This is a genomic window from Rhodobacteraceae bacterium IMCC1335, assembly GCA_039640495.1.
Classification (GTDB): Bacteria; Pseudomonadota; Alphaproteobacteria; order Rhodobacterales; family Rhodobacteraceae; genus Thalassovivens.
Genome location: CP046864.1, coordinates 39,992 through 59,877, shown reverse-complemented (window position 1 = coordinate 59,877; position 19,886 = coordinate 39,992). Strand labels below are relative to the sequence as shown.

Genomic DNA, 19,886 nt, shown 5'->3' with positions numbered 1-19,886 from the left:
ACCTGAAATGACCGGTACATTCTTTGCAGAATTTGATCTGGCCAGCTTGGCAATATGGCTCTTCTGGGCGTTTTTCGCTTTGTTGATCTTTTATATCCAGCGCGAGAATATGCGCGAAGGCTATCCAATGGAAAACGATGATGGCACAGAAGCAGCCAATCAAGGGCCTTTTCCTTTGCCAGAGCCAAAAACGTTTAAATTGCCGCATGGCCGCGGTGAGGTGAGTTTGCCCGATGGTGCGCGCGAAGCGCGCGATGTGGCGTTGCGCCAAACCAATGTGGCTAATGGCTATCCGCTAGAGCCCACAGGCGATCCGATGGTGGATGGGGTTGGCCCTGCCGCTTGGGCGCCGCGCCGCGATGTGCCCGAATTAGATGGCAAAGGCCATCCTAAAATCGTGCCAATGGCGGGCACAGAGCATTTTCACGTGGCCGCAGGGCGCGATCCGCGTGGTTTGCCCGTGATGGCTGGCGATGAAGCAATTGTGGGTAAAATCATCGATATGTGGATTGATGAGCCCGAGCAATTGGTGCGTTATCTGGAGGTTGAACTGGATCCACAACATGGCGAAGGCACGCGTTTGCTGCCGATGACCATGGCACGCATTCATTCTGACCGCGTGGCGGTAAGATCAATCTTCGGCACTCATTTCAACGGCGTGCCGCGCAATGCCTCTGGGCGCCAAGTCACCATGTTGGAAGAAGAAAAAATCTCGGCCTATTACGCCGGGGGTTTGCTTTACGCCAGCAAAGAGCGGCAGGAACCGCTGCTGTAAACCCGAAAAAGGAACGCCTTATGCCCCATGATGATTTTGCAGTAGAACCGATTAAAGGTTTGCCGGAAATGCCTCCGGAGGGTGAAGTCATCCTGTGGCAGGGGCGGCCCAATTGGTGGGCCCTCAGCAAAGAGTCTTTAAACCTGTATTGGGTTTTGGGGTATTTTGTTTTACTGGCGGCTTGGCGGTTTCTCAGCCTGTCCGATCTGATGCCGCTGGGGCGGGCCTTTGCGGCTTCGGTGCCCTTTTTATTCCTAGGGGCTTTGGTGGCAGGTCTGCTTATGCTGACCGCTTTTATTCAAGCAAAAGCCACGGTTTACACGGTCACAAACCGACGGGTGGCGATGCGGATCGGCGCTGCATTAACCGTGACGCTGAATTTGCCATATACGCAAATCGCCAATGCCACGCTTGCGCAGCGCAAAGATGGTGCTGGCAGCATTGCTTTGGAATTAATGGCCGAGTCAAAGCTGTCTTATCTGGTGTGTTGGCCGCATGTGCGCGCTTGGTATATCGCCAAACCGCAACCCTGTTTGCGGTGTATTTCCAATCCTCAGGAGGTGGCAGATATTTTGGCCAAAGCTGCAAAATCGCGCGTCAGCTCGGTGCAATCGCAGGATCGTTCGCTGGCCTCAAACGCGCTGCCGGCTGAATAGAGGGGATCGGAAACATCATGGCACAAGTTGATCAACCTGCATTAAAATATGACACCGCTGTCGTTCCTCGGATGATGGTGCGGGCGATGTTTGCTTTGGTTGCCGTGATCTTGCTGCTTGTCAGCTTGGCGCGCCTGACGGATCAACCGCTCAGCGCGATCCCGCCGGAAAGTGAGGCGGTGCTTAGCCGCACGGTGTTTCTATCCGGGCAATTAAGCGGCGCCGCCAAGGTGATGGATGCCAATGGCAATCTGATCGCGGATTTTTCGGCCGATGAGGGTGGGTTTATCGCCGGCGTTGCCCGTGTTTTGGACCGTGAGCGCGCGAAACATAAGAAACCGCTGGATGGGGCGGTCATTGTGACCCTTGGGGCCAATGGAAGACTGTCAATCACTGACCCCAGCACCGGCTGGAGCGCTGATCTTATGGGATTTGGCGCTGATAATGCCAAGGCTTTCGCCAAGCTCTTGGCCCAAAATCCGAAAGGGAACTGAAGATGGGATTGTTTAGAAAAGAAATCGAGCGGGCGCCCTGCACCGTCGAGATCAGCCATAAATTTGAAAGCCTGCATGCGCATGTGCGTTTCAACAACGGGGCAGTTGTGCAACCCGGAGATGAAGTGCAGGTTCAGGGCCCCGAAATCATGGCGCCATTTGGCGAGATCGTGCGCGAGGATCGCGAAGCCATTATTTTGCGGGCCAGCGCCGTCGAGCGGCTATGGACGCGTCTTTTCGGAGATCTGGAAGTGATGGAGCTGTGCGAGTTTTCTTTTTCTGAGGAGGTGAAGCTATGAATATGCATTCCGCTGACGCCACCACGGCAGAAGAAGCGCTGGCCGTTCAAGAAAAACTGGACAGCGAAATGGCCACGGCCGTTGCCATGCAAGATACGCTGCTGACGCCGCGGTTTTATACGACTGATTTTAACGAAATGGATGCCATCGACGTATCGCCCGTACGCGGTGATTGGGACAAACTGATCGATCAGATGGTCAGTGATCCCAATAAGGGGCATTTCAAAAAGAATGAAGATTGGGAGGATGTCGATTGGGAGGGGATGGAGCCGGAACTGAAAAAAGAATTTATCGATTTTCTGATTTCCTCATGCACCTCTGAGTTTTCGGGCTGCGTTCTTTATAAGGAAATGAAGCGCCGGGGCAGCAATAAAGATATCACGCAATTGTTTCAACTGATGGCGCGCGATGAGGCCCGCCATGCCGGCTTTATCAATGATGCGTTGCGCGAGGCGGGCGTGGCGGTGAATTTGGGATTTTTAACGCAGAAAAAGAAATACACCTATTTTCGCCCGAAATTCATTTATTATGCTACGTACCTGTCGGAAAAGATCGGCTATGCGCGGTATATTACCATTTATCGGCATCTAGAAGAACATCCAGAGCTGCGCTTTCACCCGATTTTCAAATGGTTCCGAGAATGGTGCAATGATGAGTTTTCGCATGGTGAGGCGTTTGCGCTGCTGATGAAAACCGACCCTAAATTAACCAGTGGTATCAACGTCTATTGGATCAAGTTCTTCCTCACGGCGGTCTATGCCACGATGTATGTGCGCGACCATCAGCGCCCGGCCTTTCATGCCGCGCTTGGGGTGGATGTGGATTGGTATGGCCAAGAGGTGTTCCGCAAAACATCTGAATTGAGCAAACAGATTTTCCCCATCACGCTGGATATTGATCACCCGCGTTGGATGGCCAATTTAAAGCGGTTGCGCGCCGCCAATGTGACCTTGGCCGACGCCGCAGGTCAAAAGGGCCTTGGCGGTATGATCACCCGCACAGGCGCGAGGTTGCAAGCCGCACTGGCTTTTGTATCGCTTTACACCATTCCCAGCAAATCGCATGCGGTGCCAGTTTCAACGCGCCTTGAGCCGGCATATTGATTGGCCCGGTTGGCATAGCTGCGCTGGTTGCGCTGTTTAGCTGGTGGTTTTTCACTGGCGCGATCCTGTTGATTGTGCGGGGGGCGGATCAGCGCGGCCCAAATGCGCATCGGATCGCGACGCTGCTGGCTTTGCCAATCCTGCTCTTGGGTGCATTTGGGTTTTGGATGACGCTTGAGGGCAGCAGCCCAGCGCAGATTTATCTTGGGTTTTTGTCAGCTTTGGCGGTATGGGGCTGGATCGAGCTGGCTTTTTTGACTGGTGTGATCGCAGGGCCCAATCGCAATGATGCCCCCAAAGACATTCCCGAATGGGAGCGGTTTATCCGCGCCTGGGGCACCATTGCCTATCATGAAATGTTGCTTTTGGCAGCCTTGCTGGCGGTGCTGTATTTTGGCTGGGGGGCTGAAAACACCACCGGTTTATGGACCTTTGTGATTTTGTATTTTGCGCGAATTTCGGCGAAATTGAATTTGTTCTTTGGGGTTCCCAGAATCAATATTGAGTTTTTGCCAAAGCCGCTTGGGCATTTGCCCAGCCATTTTAAGATTGCCCAGTTAAACTGGGTATTTCCAATCTCAATCACCGCGCTTAGCTTTGCCACTGCCTGCTGGTTGGAGCGGCTTTATGCGACGGGTGATTTAACCGCTCAGATTGGATTTTCGCTTTTGGCCAGCCTGTCGGCTTTGGCCCTTCTTGAACATTGGCTGATGGTCTTACCACTGCCCGATGCAAAACTCTGGCGCTGGATGCTTCCGGCGCCCAATAACAAAACGCCTGAGTTAAGACCGGAGGATGCCCATGGACTTTGACGCCTTGTTTAACGCGCAATTGCAAACATTAAAGGATGAGGGCAATTATCGCATTTTTGCGGAACTTGAGCGCCAGCGCGGTCAGTTTCCACGCGCCATAAGCCATGATTCTGATGCGCCAGACGAAGTTACAGTTTGGTGCTCGAATGATTATTTGGGCATGGGCCAAAACCCTATGGTGGTAGAGGCGATGAAAAACGCAATTGACAATAGCGGCTGCGGTGCGGGCGGCACGCGCAATATCTCTGGAACCAACCACGAGCATCTTTTACTCGAGCGTGAATTGGCGGATTTGCATGGTAAAGAAAACGCGCTGCTCTTCACATCGGGCTATGTGTCAAACTGGGCGGCTCTCAGCACATTGGGCGGGCGTTTGCCGGATGCAGTGATCCTGTCGGATGAGCTTAATCACGCCAGCATGATCGAGGGCATTCGCCATTCGCGGGCCAAAAAGATGATCTGGAAGCATAATGATCCGGAAGATTTGGATCGCAAACTGGCAAGCTTGCCGGCCAATGCGCCAAAGATCGTTGCCTTTGAATCGGTTTATTCCATGGATGGTGATATCTGCCCCATGCGTGAAATCGTTGAAGTGGCCGAAAAGCATGGCGCGATGACCTATTTGGACGAGGTGCACGCGGTGGGGCTTTATGGCCCGCGCGGTGGCGGTGTTTCCGAACAAGAAGGGTTGGCTGATCGGATTACCTTGATTGAAGGCACTTTGGGTAAGGCTTATGGTGTGATGGGCGGTTATGTAACCGGCTCGGTGGCGCTGTGTGATTTTATCCGTTCATTTGCCAGCGGCTTTATCTTTACCACGGCGATTCCTCCGGCGGTGGCTGCGGCCGCGCGCACCAGTATTGCGCATCTGAAGCGATCACAAAGCGAGCGCGATCAGCAGCGGCACCAAGTGGCAAAGCTGCGCGCTGGCTTGGATGCGGCTGGTATTCCGCATTTGGAAAATCCCAGCCATATCATTCCGGTGATGATCAAAGATCCAGTGAAATGTCGGCAATTGGCGGATATTCTGATGCAGGATTTTGGAATTTACGTGCAACCGATCAATTACCCAACGGTGCCCAAGGGCACCGAGCGGTTGCGCTTCACGCCATCGCCATTGCATTCAGACGCTGATATCGAGCATTTGGTGCATGCGTTAACGGTGCTTTGGAAGCGTTGCGCAATCTCACATGCCGTTGCATGAACAGCTTTCGTGTATTGACAATTTTTAATCCGTGCTACCTGTTCAGGCGACGGAAAGAGGAGGCATAAATGACCGGAGTTTTCAAGGCGATAACAATTGCATCATTGGCACTTGCCGCACCCGCTTTTGCAGGCGGGGATGCGGATAAGGGCGCAAAAGTTTTTTCGAAATGCAAATCCTGCCACATGATTCAGGATGACGCGGGTAACAATATCGTCAAGGGTGGTAAAACCGGCCCCAACCTTTATGGGATTTCTGGCCGTGTAGCAGGAAGCCTTGATGGGTTTCGCTATGGCAAGTCGCTGAAATCTGTAGCTGATTCAGGCCTGGCTTGGAGCGAAGAAGAATTTGTATCTTACGTGGCCGATCCAAAAAAATGGCTGCAAGAAACGCTGGATGACAAAAAAGCGAAATCAAAAATGTCATTCAAATTGAAAAAAGATAAAGACGCGGCCAATGTATGGGCCTATCTGGTTTCTGTGGGACCGTCTTAAGAAAGACACCTAAATAATTAAATATTGTTACGCGCTGGTCTGTTATGGAGCAGCGCGTTTTTCTTGGAAGAAAGCGCTTAAAAGCCCTGCGATCTTTTGTGGATTTTCCTCATGCGCCAAATGCCCCAGACCGTTCAGTTCATGATATGCGGTGTTGTTCATTCGCTCGGCCGTTGCTTTTACATCGGCGCAGGCAACCGTGCGGTCACGCGTACTGGCGATCAACAGGCAGGGCGCGTCAACCGCGTTAAGCTGCGCCAAAAGCCGATCTAAATTCCATTGTGACATCATCAAAATAGTGCCCTTCACATGCGCCTTATCGCTAAAAAGCTTTTGATACAGGTTGATTTGATCTTCCGTCAAATCAGAGCCGGTACCTGATAAAATCTGTCGTACACGCGATTTGCTTTTTGCCAACCCTGCCAGATAGCGCGGCGTAAGCGGGTTTAAGGCCATCATTTTTGCCATCATTGGAAACATCACCCCGGCCAATCCGGGAAATTTGCTCAAGGCGGGGTTCAGACCCACGACGCCTTTGAGAGCAAGAGATTTTGACATTTCGAGCGCCAAAGCCGCCCCCGCCGAATGCCCAACGATAAAATCCGGCTGAAGCTGCAGGGTTTGGCAGAGTGTCAGCAGGTCTTGCGCCATATAGGTTAGGCTGCTGCGCTGGCCCGTGCTGATCTTGGTCAAGCCATGGCCAGGTAGATCAACCAATGTTGCCGCGATATTATGTTGTAAAAGCGGCATTAACGGCGCCCAACTATGGGTTGAGGCACCGGTGCCATGCAAAAACAGCACCTTTGGCCCTTTGGCTCCAAGCCTTTGGATATGCCAGTGATGCGGCCCTGCGCGCAGCTGCTCTGAGGCCTGGGCGAAAGGCCAGTTTGCTTTGTTGCGCCCCCCCTCGATCAATTGTCCAAAACCCGATGCACAGTCTGGCTTAGGCCATGGGCGTCGGCGCGGGGCATGGGATAATACTCGGCGCGTAAGGTTTGCGCCAGGTCTGCAAGGGCTGGGTTCGGGCTTCGCGCGACATCCATCACCACTGATTTGATCCCCAAACCAGAGATCCATCCGGCCATTAAGGCAGCATCTTCCGCCGCTTTCTTGCGGTCTGCAGAACCGTCCAAGCTGATATTTGCCCGGCCATCGGTGAGCAGAGCCAAGACGGGTGTTTTGCCTTGGCTGAGTGATTTCTGCGCCAAAATACCAGCAGCTTGCAAGCCGCCGGCCAATGGCGTCCCCCCCCCACCGGGCAGCGCTGATAAACGCCGTTTGGTTTGCACAAGCGAGCGAGTCGGGGGCAACATCAAATCCCCTGAGGCGCCGCGAAAAGCAATCAGGGCAACGTAATCGCGCCGCGCATAGGCTTCTGCCAGCAGCAGCTCAACGGCGCCTTTGGCCTCTGCCAAGCGCGCCATCGCCGCAGAGCCAGAGGCATCCACGATAAAAATAACCAATCGCTCTGCACGTTGTTCATAGCGCTTAAGGTGAATATCACTTGGAAATATCGTGATTGTCGATCGCCGCGGTTTGCGCGCTGCGCGCAGCTTTTGCCAAGGGGCTGCGCTGCGCAAAGTCGCGATTACATCCACGCGGCTTTGTCCGTCTAAGCGCCCTGGTCGCGAGGGCGCGGGCCGCCCTCTGGCTTTTGATTTACGGCTCTGTCCAGCGCCGGTGCCAGCTGCGCTGCGCTGCGCCCCCGTGGAGGCAAGCCTGCTTAGAAAATCTGAAGGAAGTAGGGCTTTGACAGCCTCGATTAAAAGCTCTTGGGGCAGCTCGGACAGGTCGGTATCCTGCGCGCTCTCGGCCTGTTCTTGCGCGCTGTCTTGCTCAGGCTCTGGGGTCTGTTCGGGCGGGGTCTCTGGCGCTTCTGGCATCAGTGTTGCGCGGCTGGGATAGATCAAAGTAGCAGCGATTTCGATATCTTCCGCGCTGAGCGCGCCGCGCCCAGCAAGCGCCGCATGGGTGCGCGCGCATGTCAAAGCAAATTGCGCAGCGCGGGCTGAATGAATTCCAAACCGTGCCGCCAAATCCACCAAAGCGGCAATATCCTCGGGGCGGGCGCTCACTACGGCCAATTGCTCCTCTGGCGCGGGCTCAAACTTGACCACCTCAAGATCAGCCAGCGAGACATCTTCCAGATCCACCCAAAACCCCACCCGGTCTTGCAGCCCTTGCGGGGTGGTTTCCTCATCTGTACCCTCATCGAAGACGATCAGCGGAGCGATGCGGCCATCATCCAAGGCTTGCCCAAGCTTTGCCGCTAACGCGCCATCGCAGCGCTCGGCCATGCAGAGCTGCGCCCAAGCTGACCGCGCCAAAAGCCCTTGTGCATAAACCAATTTTTGTTGCTGTAGCGTTTGCACAAGATCCAAGCCGCCGAACAATTGCTCATCGCTCATATTGGGATAGATTTTGTATAATGCGGGGGCTGCATTTTGGATAATCTCGATCAGCCGGTCGCGTATGGGCCCGCTGCGGGCGCGAATAACAAGGCCTTTCAAGCCGGTTGGATTGGCGCTAAGAAGCCGCAATGCCAAAAGGGTTTTCACCCAGCTATCAAACCCCTGGGTCACCCCAGAACATCCTCGACAACGCGCGCAACGCGGGCGCTCGAACCGGCTTCATCCAACGGATCACGGCGCAAGCGGTGGCTTAGGGCCAAAGGCGCTACGGCTTTTAAATGCGCGCGCTGGATGCTGGTTTGCCCCTCATAAGCTGCCAAGGCACGGCTGGCGCGCAGCAAGGTTAATTCTCCGCGCAGGCCATCAGCACCAAGCGCCAAACATAATTCGGCACAATCGCGCAGCACAGCTTTGGTTTTTTTGATTTTTGCCAAAGCGGCGCGCGCGTCGATAATCGCTGTGCGCACGTTCAGCTCTTGGGGTTTCCATTTGCTGAGAAAGCGTTTTTGATTTTGATCAAACGCGTCTCTGCGCTCGATTACGGCAATGCGTTCTTCGATGGTTTTTGGCGACGTCACTTCGACCGACAAGCCAAAGCGATCAAGCAGTTGTGGGCGCAATTCGCCCTCTTCTGGATTGCCCGATCCCACCAGAACGAACCGCGCTGGATGCCGGATTGAAAGCCCTTCCCGCTCAACCAGATTCTCGCCCGATTGTGCGACATCAAGCAACAAATCGACGATGTGGTCTTCCAGCAAATTAACCTCATCAATATATAAATACCCGCGGTTGGCTTGCGCCAAAAGCCCGGGTTGAAAGGCTTTTTCGCCCTGCGTGAGAGCGCGTTCGATATCCAGCGCGCCGGTAACCCGATCTTCTGAAACGCCAAGCGGCAGATCGATCACGGGGGTTGCGCGTTGATGCGGCTCAAAGCGGGTTAATTCGGCCCATTCTGGGACATCTTTTTTGGTTTCTGCGTTGATCGGGCAACCCTTAATGGCGGTGATTTGCGGCAAAAGGGCTGCTAGCGCGCGCACGGCGGTGGATTTTCCGGTGCCACGATCCCCAAAGACCAGAACGCCGCCGATTTTGGGATCGACCGCGGTCAGAATCATTGCCAGTTTCATATTGTCCTGCCCGACAATCGCGGCAAATGGGAAGGCGTCAGTCATTGTGTGTCTTTCATTCTAAGGGGGTCTTGGCCCATCCAGCAGCCTTGGCTGTCTAAAATTGCGAAACGGGCATAAAGCTCTTCTTTGAACCACAGCCCTTTGCGCACTGCAGAGATCGCTTTGGCATGCGGGCCATCATGGCGCGCAAATTGCGCCATGCTTTGCGTTGAGGGCCAAATTGAAAAAGTAATTTGATGCAAAAATGGCACTTCACCAATGCCAATTTTGAACAAAACATCGTTATTTTGGCCGATGACATTGCTGATATCGGGCACCCGATCCCAAAATTGCAGCGCAACGCGGGGTTTGATCGTGGCGCGCGTCAAGGCCGCTATAGGCCCGTCTTGGCCGGTATGATCTGCGGAAAATGGTGTTTTGCCCGACCAAGCGCCGCGCGCAGATGACGGGCCCAGATAAACCGTCCAGCTTTCGCTAGAGCGTTTGCGATAGCGTTGAAAAATGCTGGCCCGCGCAATATTGGCTTGCGCCGTTTGCAAATCGGGCCAAACGCATAGAATCGCATAAACCGCGGTATTGGGTTTCGGGGTAAACCCTTCGCCCGTGCCCGACCCGCAAAGTTTCCAAAAACTGGCATCGCGCAAGCGCCGCATCGATAGCCGTGCGAGGCCCATCATCGCGAACGCCCAGAGGCGCGCAGGCGTTGATTGGAATCTGAAGAAGCTGAGCGTAACGGCTTGAATGTTCTTCCCTTTCTGCGGCTAAGTCAGAATGCTTATTCGGATATAAAATCATATCAAGCTTTAGTTGTAAATCAAACTAGACAGTTGTACTGTACGAAAATGATGACAACTGTTGATCCTAAGCTTCTGGTTGCGGCCGATCAAAGCACCGCCCCGCGCGCCGTTGTTATCGGCGCTGGGCTGGGCGGGTTAAGCGCGGCTATGCGCCTGGGGGCCAAAGGCTATCGGGTAACCGTTTTGGACAGGCTGGATCGGCTGGGGGGGCGCGGATCTTCGATCGCGCAAAATGGCCATCGCTTTGATCTAGGGCCAACCATCGTGACCGTCCCAAATGTGTTTCGTGATCTTTGGGCTGATTGCGGGCGGGTTTTTGAGGATGAGGTCGATCTGCGCCCTGTCGACCCATTTTATGAGATACGCTGGCCCGATGGCAGCAGCTTCCAAGTGCGTCAAGATGAAGCTAAAATGCTGGCTGAAGTTACGCGGTTATTTCCCAATGAAGTGAAGGGCTATCAAAAGTTTTTGAAAGACAGTGAAGCCCGCTATCACTTTGGCTTTGAGGGGATGGGCCGCAAGCCGATGAACCGGCTATGGGATTTGATCAAGGAATTGCCAGGCTTTGCCGCCCTTCGGGCCGATCAATCCGTCTATGCCCATGCCGCCAAGCGGGTTCGGGATCCAAAATTGCGCATGGCCTTATCCTTCCACCCTTTGTTTATCGGCGGTGATCCGGTGAATGTGACCTCGATGTATATTCTTGTGTCATATTTGGAAAAAGCCTTCGGGGTTCACTACGCGATGGGTGGGGTGCAGGCGATCGCTGATGCGATGGGGCAAGTGATTGAAGATCAGGGTGGGTGTATTCGGCTGGGCGAAGAGATTGAAGAGATTCTTTGCAAGCAGAAGGTTGTGCGGGCTGTGCGCACCAAATCTGGCGATGTCATCACAGCGGATATTGTGGTGTCAAATGCGGATCCGGGCCACACTTATGATCACTTGTTGCGCGGCATAGAAAAGCGCCGCTGGACGCCTGTGCGGCTGCGCCGCGCGCGCTGGTCGATGGGGCTGTTTGTTTGGTATTTCGGCACCAAGGGCACCGCGGATAAATGGGCTGATGTGGGGCATCATACGATATTAAATGGCCCTCGATATCGCGGTTTGCTGAAGGATATTTTTCAAAAGCGGCATTTGGCTGATGATATGTCGATCTATTTGCACCGTCCCTCCGTCACAGATCCAAGCGTTGCGCCGCCCGGTGATGATACGTTTTACGCCTTATCGCCTGTGCCCAATCTGGTGGGCTCGGATCCGGTGGATTGGCAAAAGGCCTGCGCGCCGTATCGGCAGAAAGTGGAAGATGTGTTGCATAGCCAGCTATTGCCAGGCTTTGCCGATGATCTCTCAGCTTCTGAAATTTTTACCCCTGAAACCTTTCAAAGCCGCTATCTCAGCCCGCATGGCGCAGGGTTTTCGCTAGAGCCGCGGATTTTTCAATCGGCTTGGTTCCGACCGCATAATATCAGCGAAGAAATCCACGGATTGTTTTTGGTGGGGGCCGGCACGCATCCGGGTGCGGGGCTTCCCAGCGTGGTTACCTCATCAGAAGTACTAAATCATTTGGTTCCAGAGGCGCAGCATTGGAAGGCTTATCATGATTGATCCCAAAGATCTTGCATATTGCGAAGAAGCGATTCGGCATGGCTCGTTATCCTTTCACGCAGCCTCTAAAGTTTTGCCCAAAAAGGTCCGCGACCCGGCTTTGGCGCTTTATGCGTTTTGCCGCCTTGCTGATGATGAGGTGGATTTGCAGGCCGATAAAGCACCGGCGGTTTTGGCTTTGGAAGAGCGGATGGATGCCGCCTATGCGGGGCGGCCCCGAAACACGCCAATGGACCGTGCTTTTGCCCAAATGGTAGAAGATTTTAACATGCCGCGTGCCTTGCCCGAAGCCCTGCTGGAAGGGTTGGCTTGGGATGCAATGGATAAGCGCTATCACAGTCTGTCGGATGTGATTTCTTATTCGGCCCGCGTGGCGTCAGCGGTTGGCGCAATGATGTGCGTTTTGATGAAAATACGCGAACCAAACGCGTTGGCGCGGGCGTGTGATCTGGGGGTTGCCATGCAGCTGACCAACATCGCCCGTGACGTGGGCGAAGATGCGTTAGAGCGGCGGATTTACCTGCCGCTGGATTGGATGCAAGAGGCCGGTCTTGAGGTTGATGCGTTTTTTGACAATCCGCGCCCTACCAAAGCGGTGCGGCAAATGGTGCGGCGCCTTTTAATGGAAAGCAATCGGCTTTATTACCGTTCGGAGGCGGGCATCAGCAAATTACCCTTGGGATCACGGACGGGTATCTATGCTGCACGTTATATTTACGCGGGAATTGGCAGTGAAGTTCAAGCGCTTGGCTATGAAACAATCACGCAGCGCGCGCATACGAATAAGCTGCAGAAACTGGGGTGGTTGGCGCGTTCAATTTTAAGCACTGGGGTCAGCATTGCGATGCCGCAATCGGCGGTGCTTTACGCCAAACCCTTACCAGAAGTGCAATTTTTGGTCGATGCTGCGGCAGAGCAAGCGTCTGGCAAGCGCGATTGGAGCGATAAAATCGTGCTGGCAATGCAGCAATTGCGCGAAGGCGATATCGCCAAAAACAGCAGTTTGATCCGTTAAACCCTTTACACGAGAGACCCAGAGATGGATTGGATAATGTTTTTAATCTTTTTGGTCGCGTGTTTTGCGGCTGGCGCAACCGGGGGCTTGTTTCCCCCCGGTGCTTGGTACCAACAATTGAACAAACCCAGCTGGACGCCCCCCAATTGGCTGTTCCCGGTGGCATGGACGAGCTTGTATTTATGCATGTCGATGGCCGGTGCGCGCGTTGCGGGCTTGCCAGAAAACGGATTAGCCATGGCATTTTGGAGCTTGCAGATTGCCTTGAATGCGCTGTGGACGCCCGTGTTCTTTGGTCTAAGGAATTTGCGCTTGGGGTTGATCGTGTTGATCGGCCTTTGGCTTTCAGTGGCGGCCTGTTTGATATCACTTTGGCAGGTTGATACGCTCTCGGGGCTGTTGTTCCTTCCCTATTTGCTTTGGGTTAGCGTGGCTGGAGCGCTGAATGCAAGCGTTTTAAACCTGAATCCGAAGCAACGCCCGATCAGTCTTAATCAAATTTCCAATTAGCGCGGCGGGGAACCCGCACCGCCAACATAGGTTTGATCAGCGGACTTCGGAAGCGAACCAAATCCAAAGCCTCATGCACGCCCACCGTTTCCATGCCGTTGATTTTGGTTTTCACCGCTGAGCGGCTGTAAAATGGAGCATCCAGCATGTTTTTGACTTGTTTGGGCTGGTATCCTGCATCTGCACGGGTTTCGCGGGCAACCGCCCAAAGGCTGCGCGGCAAGCGCGCTTTGGGGGCATCGGCGTGTCGACCAGCGCGCCCTCGCGGTTAAACGTGACCGCTTGCTCTAACACGCTGCCATCCAAACGGGTGGCATCGTAAAAGCAGGTGCTGCCTTGCTGGGTTGGAAACCGGCCCCATGTCCAATATGAAAAATCTTCTTCCAAGGCGCGCGTGCCGAAATTGGCATCGAAATATCCATGGCCATCCCATTGCCAACCCTCTCCGTTCAGGTCGACTTTAATATGCGCGGTGGGCGCAAATGGCCGCCATATATGCGCGCCATCGCGTGTGAGCGCCAATTCTTGATCGGTGATCGCGCTGGGCGTGAGCGTGATGCGTCCGCGCACGCGTGAAATAATCGGTGGACCACTGATTTCATCAATCTCGATGATTAATTTGCCCGCTTCCCAGCGCAGGCTTGAAGGTCCCACTTCGAAACGATCTTCGCTTTGCCGCAAAGCACTGCGCCCTCGGTCGGTCATCGTGAAGCGCCCGCCTGGGCCATAGGTCGCGACATTGATGCAGACGTTGTTTTCAGGGTCTTTACGACCCGACCAACGATACCAAGGCGAAAAAACCGAGCCTATGAATCCGATGACTGAAACCGCGCGCTGCGCAGTTCGATCGACTCCGTCGATATACCACCATGCATATCCGTTTGGGGGGACGATGATGTTGAAGTTAGGTCTTTGATGATCGCCTCGGCCGCGTGCCGCGCGGAGAGGGTTGCCATCGGCACCCCCGCCCCCGGATGGGCTCCGCCCCCGGCCAGATACAGACCCTGAATCTGCGTTCGTGCTCTTGGCCTCCGGAAGGCTGCCGTCAGACCATGTGGGCTCTGCCCGTAAAGCGAACCGTCCGAGGCTGGGAACATGCTGGCGAAATCCGCTGGTGTTGTCAGCGCCTCTTCTTTTGGAAGCGGCGAGAAGGCCAGCCCGAACCTGCCCAGCGTGTCGAAAGTGCGTGTCCGACATGTTTCAAACTCCTTCTCCAGCGTTTGTGCCCCGTAAACAGGGGCCGCATTTAGAATGATCTCAAAGCGCTCTATTTTGGGATAGGGGGCGTTTTGGCCACGATCTTGGGCGCAGATGTAGATCGTTGGATCAACGGGCATTTGACCTTCGGCAAGATCGTCAAATTCAGATTTTGAATTCTGCCCAAAGAATACGTTGTGATGAATCAGATCAGGGCCGGTTACCTGCGCCGCAAAGCTCCAGACGCGGGCCGAAAAGCTGCGCTTGTCTTTCAGCGTTTGAGGGGCAATTTTCTGGCAGTCTGGGCCCATCGCGCCCGTGGCCAATGCGCGGGGATCGCCATTAAACACAACCGCATCCGCGCTGATGTTTTCGCCATTCTCCAACGTCACGCCGATCACTTTTTCATTCTCTGTCAAAATCCGGCTGACATGGCTGTTATAATGAAAAATGGCGCTGCGGTTTTCGCTCAGCTCTACCAGCTTCTTGGCCAGTTTATGCATGCCGCCCTTAACCGCCCAAACGCCATTTGCTTCGGCCTGCCAAATCAAAGATAGCAAGCTGGGGGCGGCATAAGGCGATCCGCCAACATAGGTCGCATAGCGGCCAAATAATTGCGCCAAGCGCGGATCGCTGAATTGCTTCTCAAGCATTTTTGATAGGCTGTGCCAAGGGGCCATATCGCTTATCAAAGAGGGCCTTTTCATAACCGATTTTATAATTTCGGCTTGGTTGGGCTGCGCCGCGCGCATCATTGGGGCGTCAAAAGCCGTAAAGAGCCGTTGCGTGCGCTTAAAAAATTCTTGAAATTCGCCAAAAGCTTTCAGCCCCGCAAATTCATAGATGGCCTCTTGAGAGGCTTCATAATCATCAAATAAATCGAGCGAACTGCCATCTGGCCACCAATGTCGCGCCAGAATTTTTTGTCGAACCAATGTCAGATGATCTTCAATTTGCTCTCCGACAGAGCGAAACAGATCTTCGAAGACTGGCCGCATGGTCAAAACGGTAGGGCCGGCATCTATCGGCCCTGCCACGCTTGATAAACCACGCATTTTACCACCCGGGCCCGCATGGCGTTCAAGGACAGTGACCGAAAATCCCTGATGCGCCAAGCGCAGCGAAGCGGCCAAACCGGCAATGCCAGCGCCAATTACGATCACTTCGCCTTTGGTCCGTTTTGAAATCACTGACAGGTTCATAAAGCAATTGTTGACTCTGAATGCCAAACTGTCCAGTATCATTTACACCAATATGTCAACTAAATGAGACAATATGGCAAAAAGGAACCATAATGGGCCCTAAAACGCGTATAGAGGCGGCACTGACGGCGGCGGTGAAGCTTAGCCAGGCAAGCTCTGCCCCGCGTAAGCTCGCGCATGCGCTTGATTTTGCGTTATTCCCAGGGGGGGCTCGAATCAGGCCAACGATCCTACTTTCGGTCGCTATGGCCTGTGGAGATGATCGCCCCGAGATAAGCGATGCCGCGGCTGCGGGGCTTGAATTGATCCATTGTGCAAGTTTGATCCACGATGATCTGCCCTGTTTTGATGATGCGGATTTGCGTCGTGGAAAGCCGACGGTTCATAAAGAGTTTTCAGAGCCTTTAGCGGTATTAGCCGGCGATAGTTTGATCGTACTGGCCTTCGAAATTTTGGCCCGGCAAAAACATAACGATCCGCTGCGGGCGATCAATTTGGTGGAAATTTTGGCCAAGCAAACGGGCATGCCCAATGGCATTTGTGCCGGGCAAGGCTGGGAAAGCGAAAGCCGGATTGATCTGGCCGCTTATCACCGAAGCAAAACTGGTGCATTATTCGTTGCAGCGACGCAAATGGGCGCAGTGGCTGCGGGCCAAGAGGCCGAGCCTTGGTATGAGCTTGGCGCGCGGATTGGCGAAGCCTTCCAGGTTGCCGATGATTTGCGCGATGTGCTTTGCGACACCGAGGCATTGGGCAAACCCGCAGGCCAAGATGATCTGCATGGCCGCCCGAACGCGGTTGCAGAGTTGGGTGTTGAGGGCGCTTCAAAACGCCTGAAAGACATATTGGGCGGGGCAATTTCGTCGATACCCTCTTGTCCGGGTGAGGCACAATTGGCGCAGATGGTCAGCCTGCAGGCTGAGCGCTTGATCCCTGCGTCACGGTCAGCTTTTTCGGTGTAACGGATGACAGTGGCCGATCCGATTTTGGCAAAATCCAGCGGTAGAATTGTATTTGGGGGCCTGCCCAATAAGATCTTTGCAAGCCCGAATTTTCAAAGATTTATCAGTAAGGTACCGATTCTTCGGCGGGTTGCACGCCAAGAAGGAGAGGCCCTTTTTGATTTGGTGATGGGGTTTGTTCAATCGCAGGCCCTTTATGCGTTGGTTAAGTTGAACACTTTAGAGCATTTGCTCGATGGTCCGTTGTCGCTGGAAGCGCTGGCGGATCGAGCTCGCGTGCCCGTCGCGCGTATGGAAATTTTATTGCAAGCAGGCGTTGCGTTGAAGTTACTGCGCCGCCATCGGCGCGGGCGCTATGGTTTGGCGCGGCGCGGCGCGGCGCTTTTGGGGGTGCCGGGCTTGGCGCAGATGATCTTACACCATGATCATTTTTATCAAGATATGGCGGATCCCGTCGCATTGTTGCGCGATCAGGTTGATACAAAGCTGGCGCAATTTTGGCCCTATGTGTTCGGCGCAACTGGCGCTGCTCCGCAATCTGTAACGGATGAATATTCGCGTTTGATGGAGCAGTCGCAGGCATTGGTGGCGGCGGATACGTTGAAAATGGTGCCGCTGAAGGGGGCGGAAACACTGCTTGATATCGGGGGTGGTACGGGGGCGTTCTTGGTCCATGTGGCGCATCAATATCCCACGCTTAACTTGAATATTTTTGATCTGACACAAGTTGGACCAGTGGCGCAAAACCGGTTGGAGGAGCAAGGGTTAAGCGATCGAATTTCATTTCACGCAGGCTCTTTTCGTAGTGATCCTTTGCCTTTAGAGGCAGATGTAATCAGTTTAATTCGGGTTTTGTACGATCATTCCGATGAGACCGTGCAGGCGCTTTTGAAAAAAACGTATGAGGCTTTGCCGGTTGGCGGGCAGCTGATCATTTCAGAGCCGATGGCCGGTGGCGCGGCTCCAACCCGCCCGGGTGATGTGTATTTCGCCTTTTACACCTTGGCTATGAATACCGGCAAGGCGCGCTCGGTCGCGCAAATATCGGCGCTTTGTAAGGAAGCAGGGTTTGTGGATATCAAAGCTCCAAAAGCGCCACGTCCGTTTATTACCTCTGCAGTAACGGCGCGAAAGCCGGGGTGATTTGTGAATAACTGTCTATTTTAGTTGACACAAAACAATGTAAGTTTAAAATGACAGAAAGGCATATTATATCGGATATGATTTCTGCTTGAGATGCTGGCTTGAAACAAAAGGATTGAAACGGTTTGGAAACCTCTGCCGTAATAATGGATGGCCCCCGCTCTATCGGGCTCGATGCGCTGGCGCTTAAAGCGCCTGTTGCGGGTGATGTAGTCGTAGATATATCGCATTCTGGAATTTCAACCGGAACTGAGAAATTGTTCTGGTCGGGTGAGATGCCGCCCTTTCCAGGCATGGGCTACCCGTTGGTCCCCGGTTATGAGGCAATGGGTGAAATTGTTGAGGCCACCCCCGAATCGGGTTTAAAGGTTGGCGATTTCGCCTTTGTTCCAGGGGCCAATTGTTATCACGAGGCGTTTGGGCTTTTTGGAGGATCGGCGCGGCGGGTCGTTACTTCGGCAGATCGACTCACCAAGATTGATCCCGGGTTTGGGGCCGAAGGCGCCTTATTGGCGCTTGCTGCCACCGCGCGCCACGCGATGGCGGGTTTGGATAAAAAAGTTCCGGATTTGATCGTTGGCCATGGCGTTCTGGGCCGTTTATTGGCCCGCCTGACGCTCGCAGCTGGCGCCCCCGCCCCGACGGTTTGGGAAATAGACCCGTTACGTCAATCTGGCGCAGAGGGTTATCAGGTTCTGGCGCCGGAAGACGATTCGCGCCGCGATTATCAGGCGATTTATGATGCATCAGGCAATGGCGGCTTGTTGAATGAATTGGTCAGCCGGATCGCAAGGGGCGGCGAGATTGTTTTGGCCGGATTTTACACCGATCCGCTAAGCTTTGCCTTTCCGCCGGCCTTTATGAAAGAGGCCCGGCTGCGGATTGCCGCGGAATGGGCCAAAGAAGATATGTTGGCCACCCGGGCCTTGGTGGAGGGTGGCGCGCTGTCTTTGGCCGGCCTTATCACCCATACCGCGGGCGCCGCACGCGCCGATAAAGCCTATCCAACAGCCTTTAACGATCCCGGCTGTTTAAAAATGATATTAGATTGGAAGGATATCGCGTGAAAGACGACGTACCAAATCTGAAGGATTTCGACCGCCGCTTGCGTGAAGAGGCGCATGAGGATCTGGCTGATCTGCAAGCTGCTGAAGAGCAGGGTGAACCCACATCAAAAACCCAGATCATCGCGATCTATGGCAAAGGTGGCATCGGCAAATCTTTCACCCTAGCTAATCTCAGCCATATGATGGCCGAGCAGGGCAAACGTGTTTTGCTGATTGGCTGTGATCCCAAATCAGACACAACCAGCCTGCTTTTTGGGGGCAAAGCCTGCCCGACGATTATTGAAACATCGACCAAAAAGAAATTGGCCGGGGAAGAAGTTCAGATTGGGGATGTCTGTTTCAAGCGTGGCGGGGTGTTCGCGATGGAGTTGGGCGGCCCCGAAGTTGGGCGCGGTTGCGGTGGACGCGGGATTATCCACGGCTTCGAGCTTCTGGAAAAGCTGGGCTTTCATGATTGGGATTTCGATTATGTTCTGCTTGATTTTCTGGGCGATGTGGTCTGCGGTGGCTTTGGTCTGCCAATCGCGCGGGATATGGCACAAAAAGTTATTCTGGTTGGATCCAACGATCTACAATCGCTTTATGTGGCCAATAATGTCTGCTCGGCAGTGGAATATTTCCGTAAGCTAGGCGGTAATGTTGGCGTGGCCGGTTTGGTAATTAACAAGGATGATGGCACCGGTGAAGCCGCTGCCTTTGCCAAATCAGTCGATATTCCGGTCCTTGCGGCGATTCCTCAAGATGATGATTTGCGCAAGAAATCCGCCAATTACCAAATCGTTGGTACGGCGCAAAGCCCGTGGGGCGCCTTGTTTGCTGAATTGGCAGATGCCGTCTCGATCGCGCCGCCGGTACGCCCTGCCCCGTTGGATCAAGATGGGCTTTTGAACTTGTTCGACAGCAAGGATACGGGCGGCGATTACGTTCTGGTGCCCGCCACAGATATCGATATGCGCGGTAAAAATGCCGAGCCTAAAGAATCGCTTGAAGTTGTCTATGATGAGGCATGA

The 19,886-nt window shown here is 54.0% G+C and carries 20 protein-coding genes and 1 pseudogene; 15 read left to right on the top strand and 6 right to left on the bottom strand.

Features of this window, described 5'->3' with window-relative positions; all coding sequences use genetic code 11:
• Nucleotides 1–7 precede the first annotated feature (7 nt).
• The 8 genes from puhA to GN241_00265 all read left to right on the top strand — a co-directional run bounded on the left by puhA (nt 8) and on the right by GN241_00265 (nt 5,837).
• A complete protein-coding gene (puhA, locus tag GN241_00300) occupies nt 8–775 on the top strand; it encodes a photosynthetic reaction center subunit H (protein ID XAT55931.1) in 768 nt (255 codons plus the stop codon).
• Between the two features lie 20 nt (nt 776–795).
• Nucleotides 796–1,431 carry a PH domain-containing protein gene (locus GN241_00295; protein XAT55930.1) on the top strand — a complete coding sequence of 212 codons (636 nt, stop codon included), beginning with the start codon at nt 796–798 and terminating at the stop codon, nt 1,429–1,431.
• 17 nt (nt 1,432–1,448) lie between these two features.
• Nucleotides 1,449–1,925 carry a pullulanase gene (locus GN241_00290; protein ID XAT55929.1) on the top strand — a complete coding sequence of 159 codons (477 nt, stop codon included), beginning with the start codon at nt 1,449–1,451 and terminating at the stop codon, nt 1,923–1,925.
• Between the two features lie 2 nt (nt 1,926–1,927).
• Nucleotides 1,928–2,224, top strand: a complete 297-nt coding sequence (locus tag GN241_00285) for a hypothetical protein (GenBank protein XAT55928.1) — start codon at nt 1,928–1,930, stop codon at nt 2,222–2,224.
• Entirely contained in the window at nt 2,221–3,327 is a 1,107-nt protein-coding gene (gene acsF, locus GN241_00280; GenBank protein ID XAT55927.1) for a magnesium-protoporphyrin IX monomethyl ester (oxidative) cyclase, read from the top strand. The genes GN241_00285 and acsF overlap by 4 nt, the downstream gene beginning before the upstream one ends.
• Nucleotides 3,324–4,139 (top strand): DUF3623 family protein, encoded by an 816-nt coding sequence (locus GN241_00275; protein XAT55926.1) that lies wholly within the window; start codon nt 3,324–3,326, stop codon nt 4,137–4,139. The genes acsF and GN241_00275 overlap by 4 nt, the downstream gene beginning before the upstream one ends.
• Nucleotides 4,129–5,343 (top strand): 5-aminolevulinate synthase, encoded by a 1,215-nt coding sequence (gene hemA / locus GN241_00270; protein ID XAT55925.1) that lies wholly within the window; start codon nt 4,129–4,131, stop codon nt 5,341–5,343. Before GN241_00275 ends, hemA begins: the two co-directional genes overlap by 11 nt.
• Nucleotides 5,344–5,411: 68 nt before the next feature.
• A complete protein-coding gene (locus GN241_00265; GenBank protein ID XAT55924.1) occupies nt 5,412–5,837 on the top strand; it encodes a c-type cytochrome in 426 nt (141 codons plus the stop codon).
• 42 nt (nt 5,838–5,879) lie between these two features.
• Here GN241_00265 and GN241_00260 read toward each other — a convergent pair whose 3' ends face one another.
• From GN241_00260 to GN241_00245, 4 genes are read right to left on the bottom strand one after another with little or no spacing between them, the layout of a single operon-like run.
• The gene (locus GN241_00260) at nt 5,880–6,752 is read right to left on the bottom strand and encodes an alpha/beta fold hydrolase (GenBank protein XAT55923.1); all 873 of its coding nucleotides are present in this window, start codon (nt 6,750–6,752) and stop codon (nt 5,880–5,882) included.
• Entirely contained in the window at nt 6,749–8,419 is a 1,671-nt protein-coding gene (locus GN241_00255) for a magnesium chelatase subunit D (GenBank protein ID XAT55922.1), read from the bottom strand. The genes GN241_00260 and GN241_00255 overlap by 4 nt, the downstream gene beginning before the upstream one ends.
• On the bottom strand, nt 8,416–9,420 hold the full coding sequence (bchI, locus tag GN241_00250; protein XAT55921.1) for a magnesium chelatase ATPase subunit I: 1,005 nt from the start codon (nt 9,418–9,420) through the stop codon (nt 8,416–8,418). The genes GN241_00255 and bchI overlap by 4 nt, the downstream gene beginning before the upstream one ends.
• Nucleotides 9,417–10,121, bottom strand: coding sequence for a spheroidene monooxygenase (locus GN241_00245; protein XAT55920.1), 705 nt, complete (start codon nt 10,119–10,121; stop codon nt 9,417–9,419). The genes bchI and GN241_00245 overlap by 4 nt, the downstream gene beginning before the upstream one ends.
• A 99-nt stretch (nt 10,122–10,220) precedes the next feature.
• On the opposite strand from GN241_00245, the gene crtI (GN241_00240) reads away from it, so the two are divergent.
• Genes crtI (GN241_00240) through GN241_00230 form a run of 3 tightly spaced genes read left to right on the top strand, consistent with a single transcriptional unit; the run spans nt 10,221 to nt 13,305 of the window.
• The gene (gene crtI, locus GN241_00240) at nt 10,221–11,780 is read left to right on the top strand and encodes a phytoene desaturase (GenBank protein ID XAT55919.1); all 1,560 of its coding nucleotides are present in this window, start codon (nt 10,221–10,223) and stop codon (nt 11,778–11,780) included.
• A complete protein-coding gene (locus tag GN241_00235; protein XAT55918.1) occupies nt 11,773–12,795 on the top strand; it encodes a phytoene synthase in 1,023 nt (340 codons plus the stop codon). Before crtI (GN241_00240) ends, GN241_00235 begins: the two co-directional genes overlap by 8 nt.
• Before the next feature lie 24 nt (nt 12,796–12,819).
• The gene (locus tag GN241_00230) at nt 12,820–13,305 is read left to right on the top strand and encodes a sensory protein TspO (GenBank protein XAT55917.1); all 486 of its coding nucleotides are present in this window, start codon (nt 12,820–12,822) and stop codon (nt 13,303–13,305) included.
• Here the strand turns inward: GN241_00230 and GN241_00225 are convergent.
• A pseudogene (locus tag GN241_00225) lies at nt 13,286–14,166 on the bottom strand (carotenoid 1,2-hydratase). The gene GN241_00230 and the pseudogene GN241_00225 sit on opposite strands and share 20 nt — an antisense overlap.
• Nucleotides 14,112–15,704 (bottom strand): phytoene desaturase, encoded by a 1,593-nt coding sequence (crtI, locus tag GN241_00220; protein ID XAT55916.1) that lies wholly within the window; start codon nt 15,702–15,704, stop codon nt 14,112–14,114. Before crtI (GN241_00220) ends, GN241_00225 begins: the two are co-directional and overlap by 55 nt.
• A gap of 92 nt (nt 15,705–15,796) precedes the next feature.
• On the opposite strand from crtI (GN241_00220), the gene GN241_00215 reads away from it, so the two are divergent.
• The 4 genes from GN241_00215 to GN241_00200 all read left to right on the top strand — a co-directional run bounded on the left by GN241_00215 (nt 15,797) and on the right by GN241_00200 (nt 19,886).
• Complete coding sequence (locus tag GN241_00215; protein ID XAT55915.1) at nt 15,797–16,666, top strand: geranylgeranyl pyrophosphate synthase; 870 nt, start codon at nt 15,797–15,799, stop codon at nt 16,664–16,666.
• Between the two features lie 3 nt (nt 16,667–16,669).
• On the top strand, nt 16,670–17,809 hold the full coding sequence (locus tag GN241_00210) for a methyltransferase domain-containing protein (GenBank protein ID XAT55914.1): 1,140 nt from the start codon (nt 16,670–16,672) through the stop codon (nt 17,807–17,809).
• A 125-nt stretch (nt 17,810–17,934) separates the two neighbouring features.
• Nucleotides 17,935–18,876: a chlorophyll synthesis pathway protein BchC gene (gene bchC / locus GN241_00205; GenBank protein ID XAT55913.1), complete on the top strand. Its 942-nt coding sequence runs from the start codon at nt 17,935–17,937 to the stop codon at nt 18,874–18,876.
• Nucleotides 18,873–19,886 carry a chlorophyllide a reductase iron protein subunit X gene (locus GN241_00200; protein ID XAT55912.1) on the top strand — a complete coding sequence of 338 codons (1,014 nt, stop codon included), beginning with the start codon at nt 18,873–18,875 and terminating at the stop codon, nt 19,884–19,886. The genes bchC and GN241_00200 overlap by 4 nt, the downstream gene beginning before the upstream one ends.

Coding starts and splice junctions, on each gene's coding strand:
- puhA (XAT55931.1), top strand. CDS start 8: ATGACCGGTACATTCTTTGCAGAATTTGATCTGGCCAGCTTGGCAATA.
- GN241_00295 (XAT55930.1), top strand. CDS start 796: ATGCCCCATGATGATTTTGCAGTAGAACCGATTAAAGGTTTGCCGGAA.
- GN241_00290 (XAT55929.1), top strand. CDS start 1,449: ATGGCACAAGTTGATCAACCTGCATTAAAATATGACACCGCTGTCGTT.
- GN241_00285 (XAT55928.1), top strand. CDS start 1,928: ATGGGATTGTTTAGAAAAGAAATCGAGCGGGCGCCCTGCACCGTCGAG.
- acsF (XAT55927.1), top strand. CDS start 2,221: ATGAATATGCATTCCGCTGACGCCACCACGGCAGAAGAAGCGCTGGCC.
- hemA (XAT55925.1), top strand. CDS start 4,129: ATGGACTTTGACGCCTTGTTTAACGCGCAATTGCAAACATTAAAGGAT.
- GN241_00265 (XAT55924.1), top strand. CDS start 5,412: ATGACCGGAGTTTTCAAGGCGATAACAATTGCATCATTGGCACTTGCC.
- bchI (XAT55921.1), bottom strand. CDS start 9,420: ATGACTGACGCCTTCCCATTTGCCGCGATTGTCGGGCAGGACAATATG.
- crtI (XAT55919.1), top strand. CDS start 10,221: ATGATGACAACTGTTGATCCTAAGCTTCTGGTTGCGGCCGATCAAAGC.
- GN241_00235 (XAT55918.1), top strand. CDS start 11,773: ATGATTGATCCCAAAGATCTTGCATATTGCGAAGAAGCGATTCGGCAT.
- GN241_00230 (XAT55917.1), top strand. CDS start 12,820: ATGGATTGGATAATGTTTTTAATCTTTTTGGTCGCGTGTTTTGCGGCT.
- crtI (XAT55916.1), bottom strand. CDS start 15,704: ATGAACCTGTCAGTGATTTCAAAACGGACCAAAGGCGAAGTGATCGTA.
- GN241_00215 (XAT55915.1), top strand. CDS start 15,797: ATGGGCCCTAAAACGCGTATAGAGGCGGCACTGACGGCGGCGGTGAAG.
- GN241_00210 (XAT55914.1), top strand. CDS start 16,670: ATGACAGTGGCCGATCCGATTTTGGCAAAATCCAGCGGTAGAATTGTA.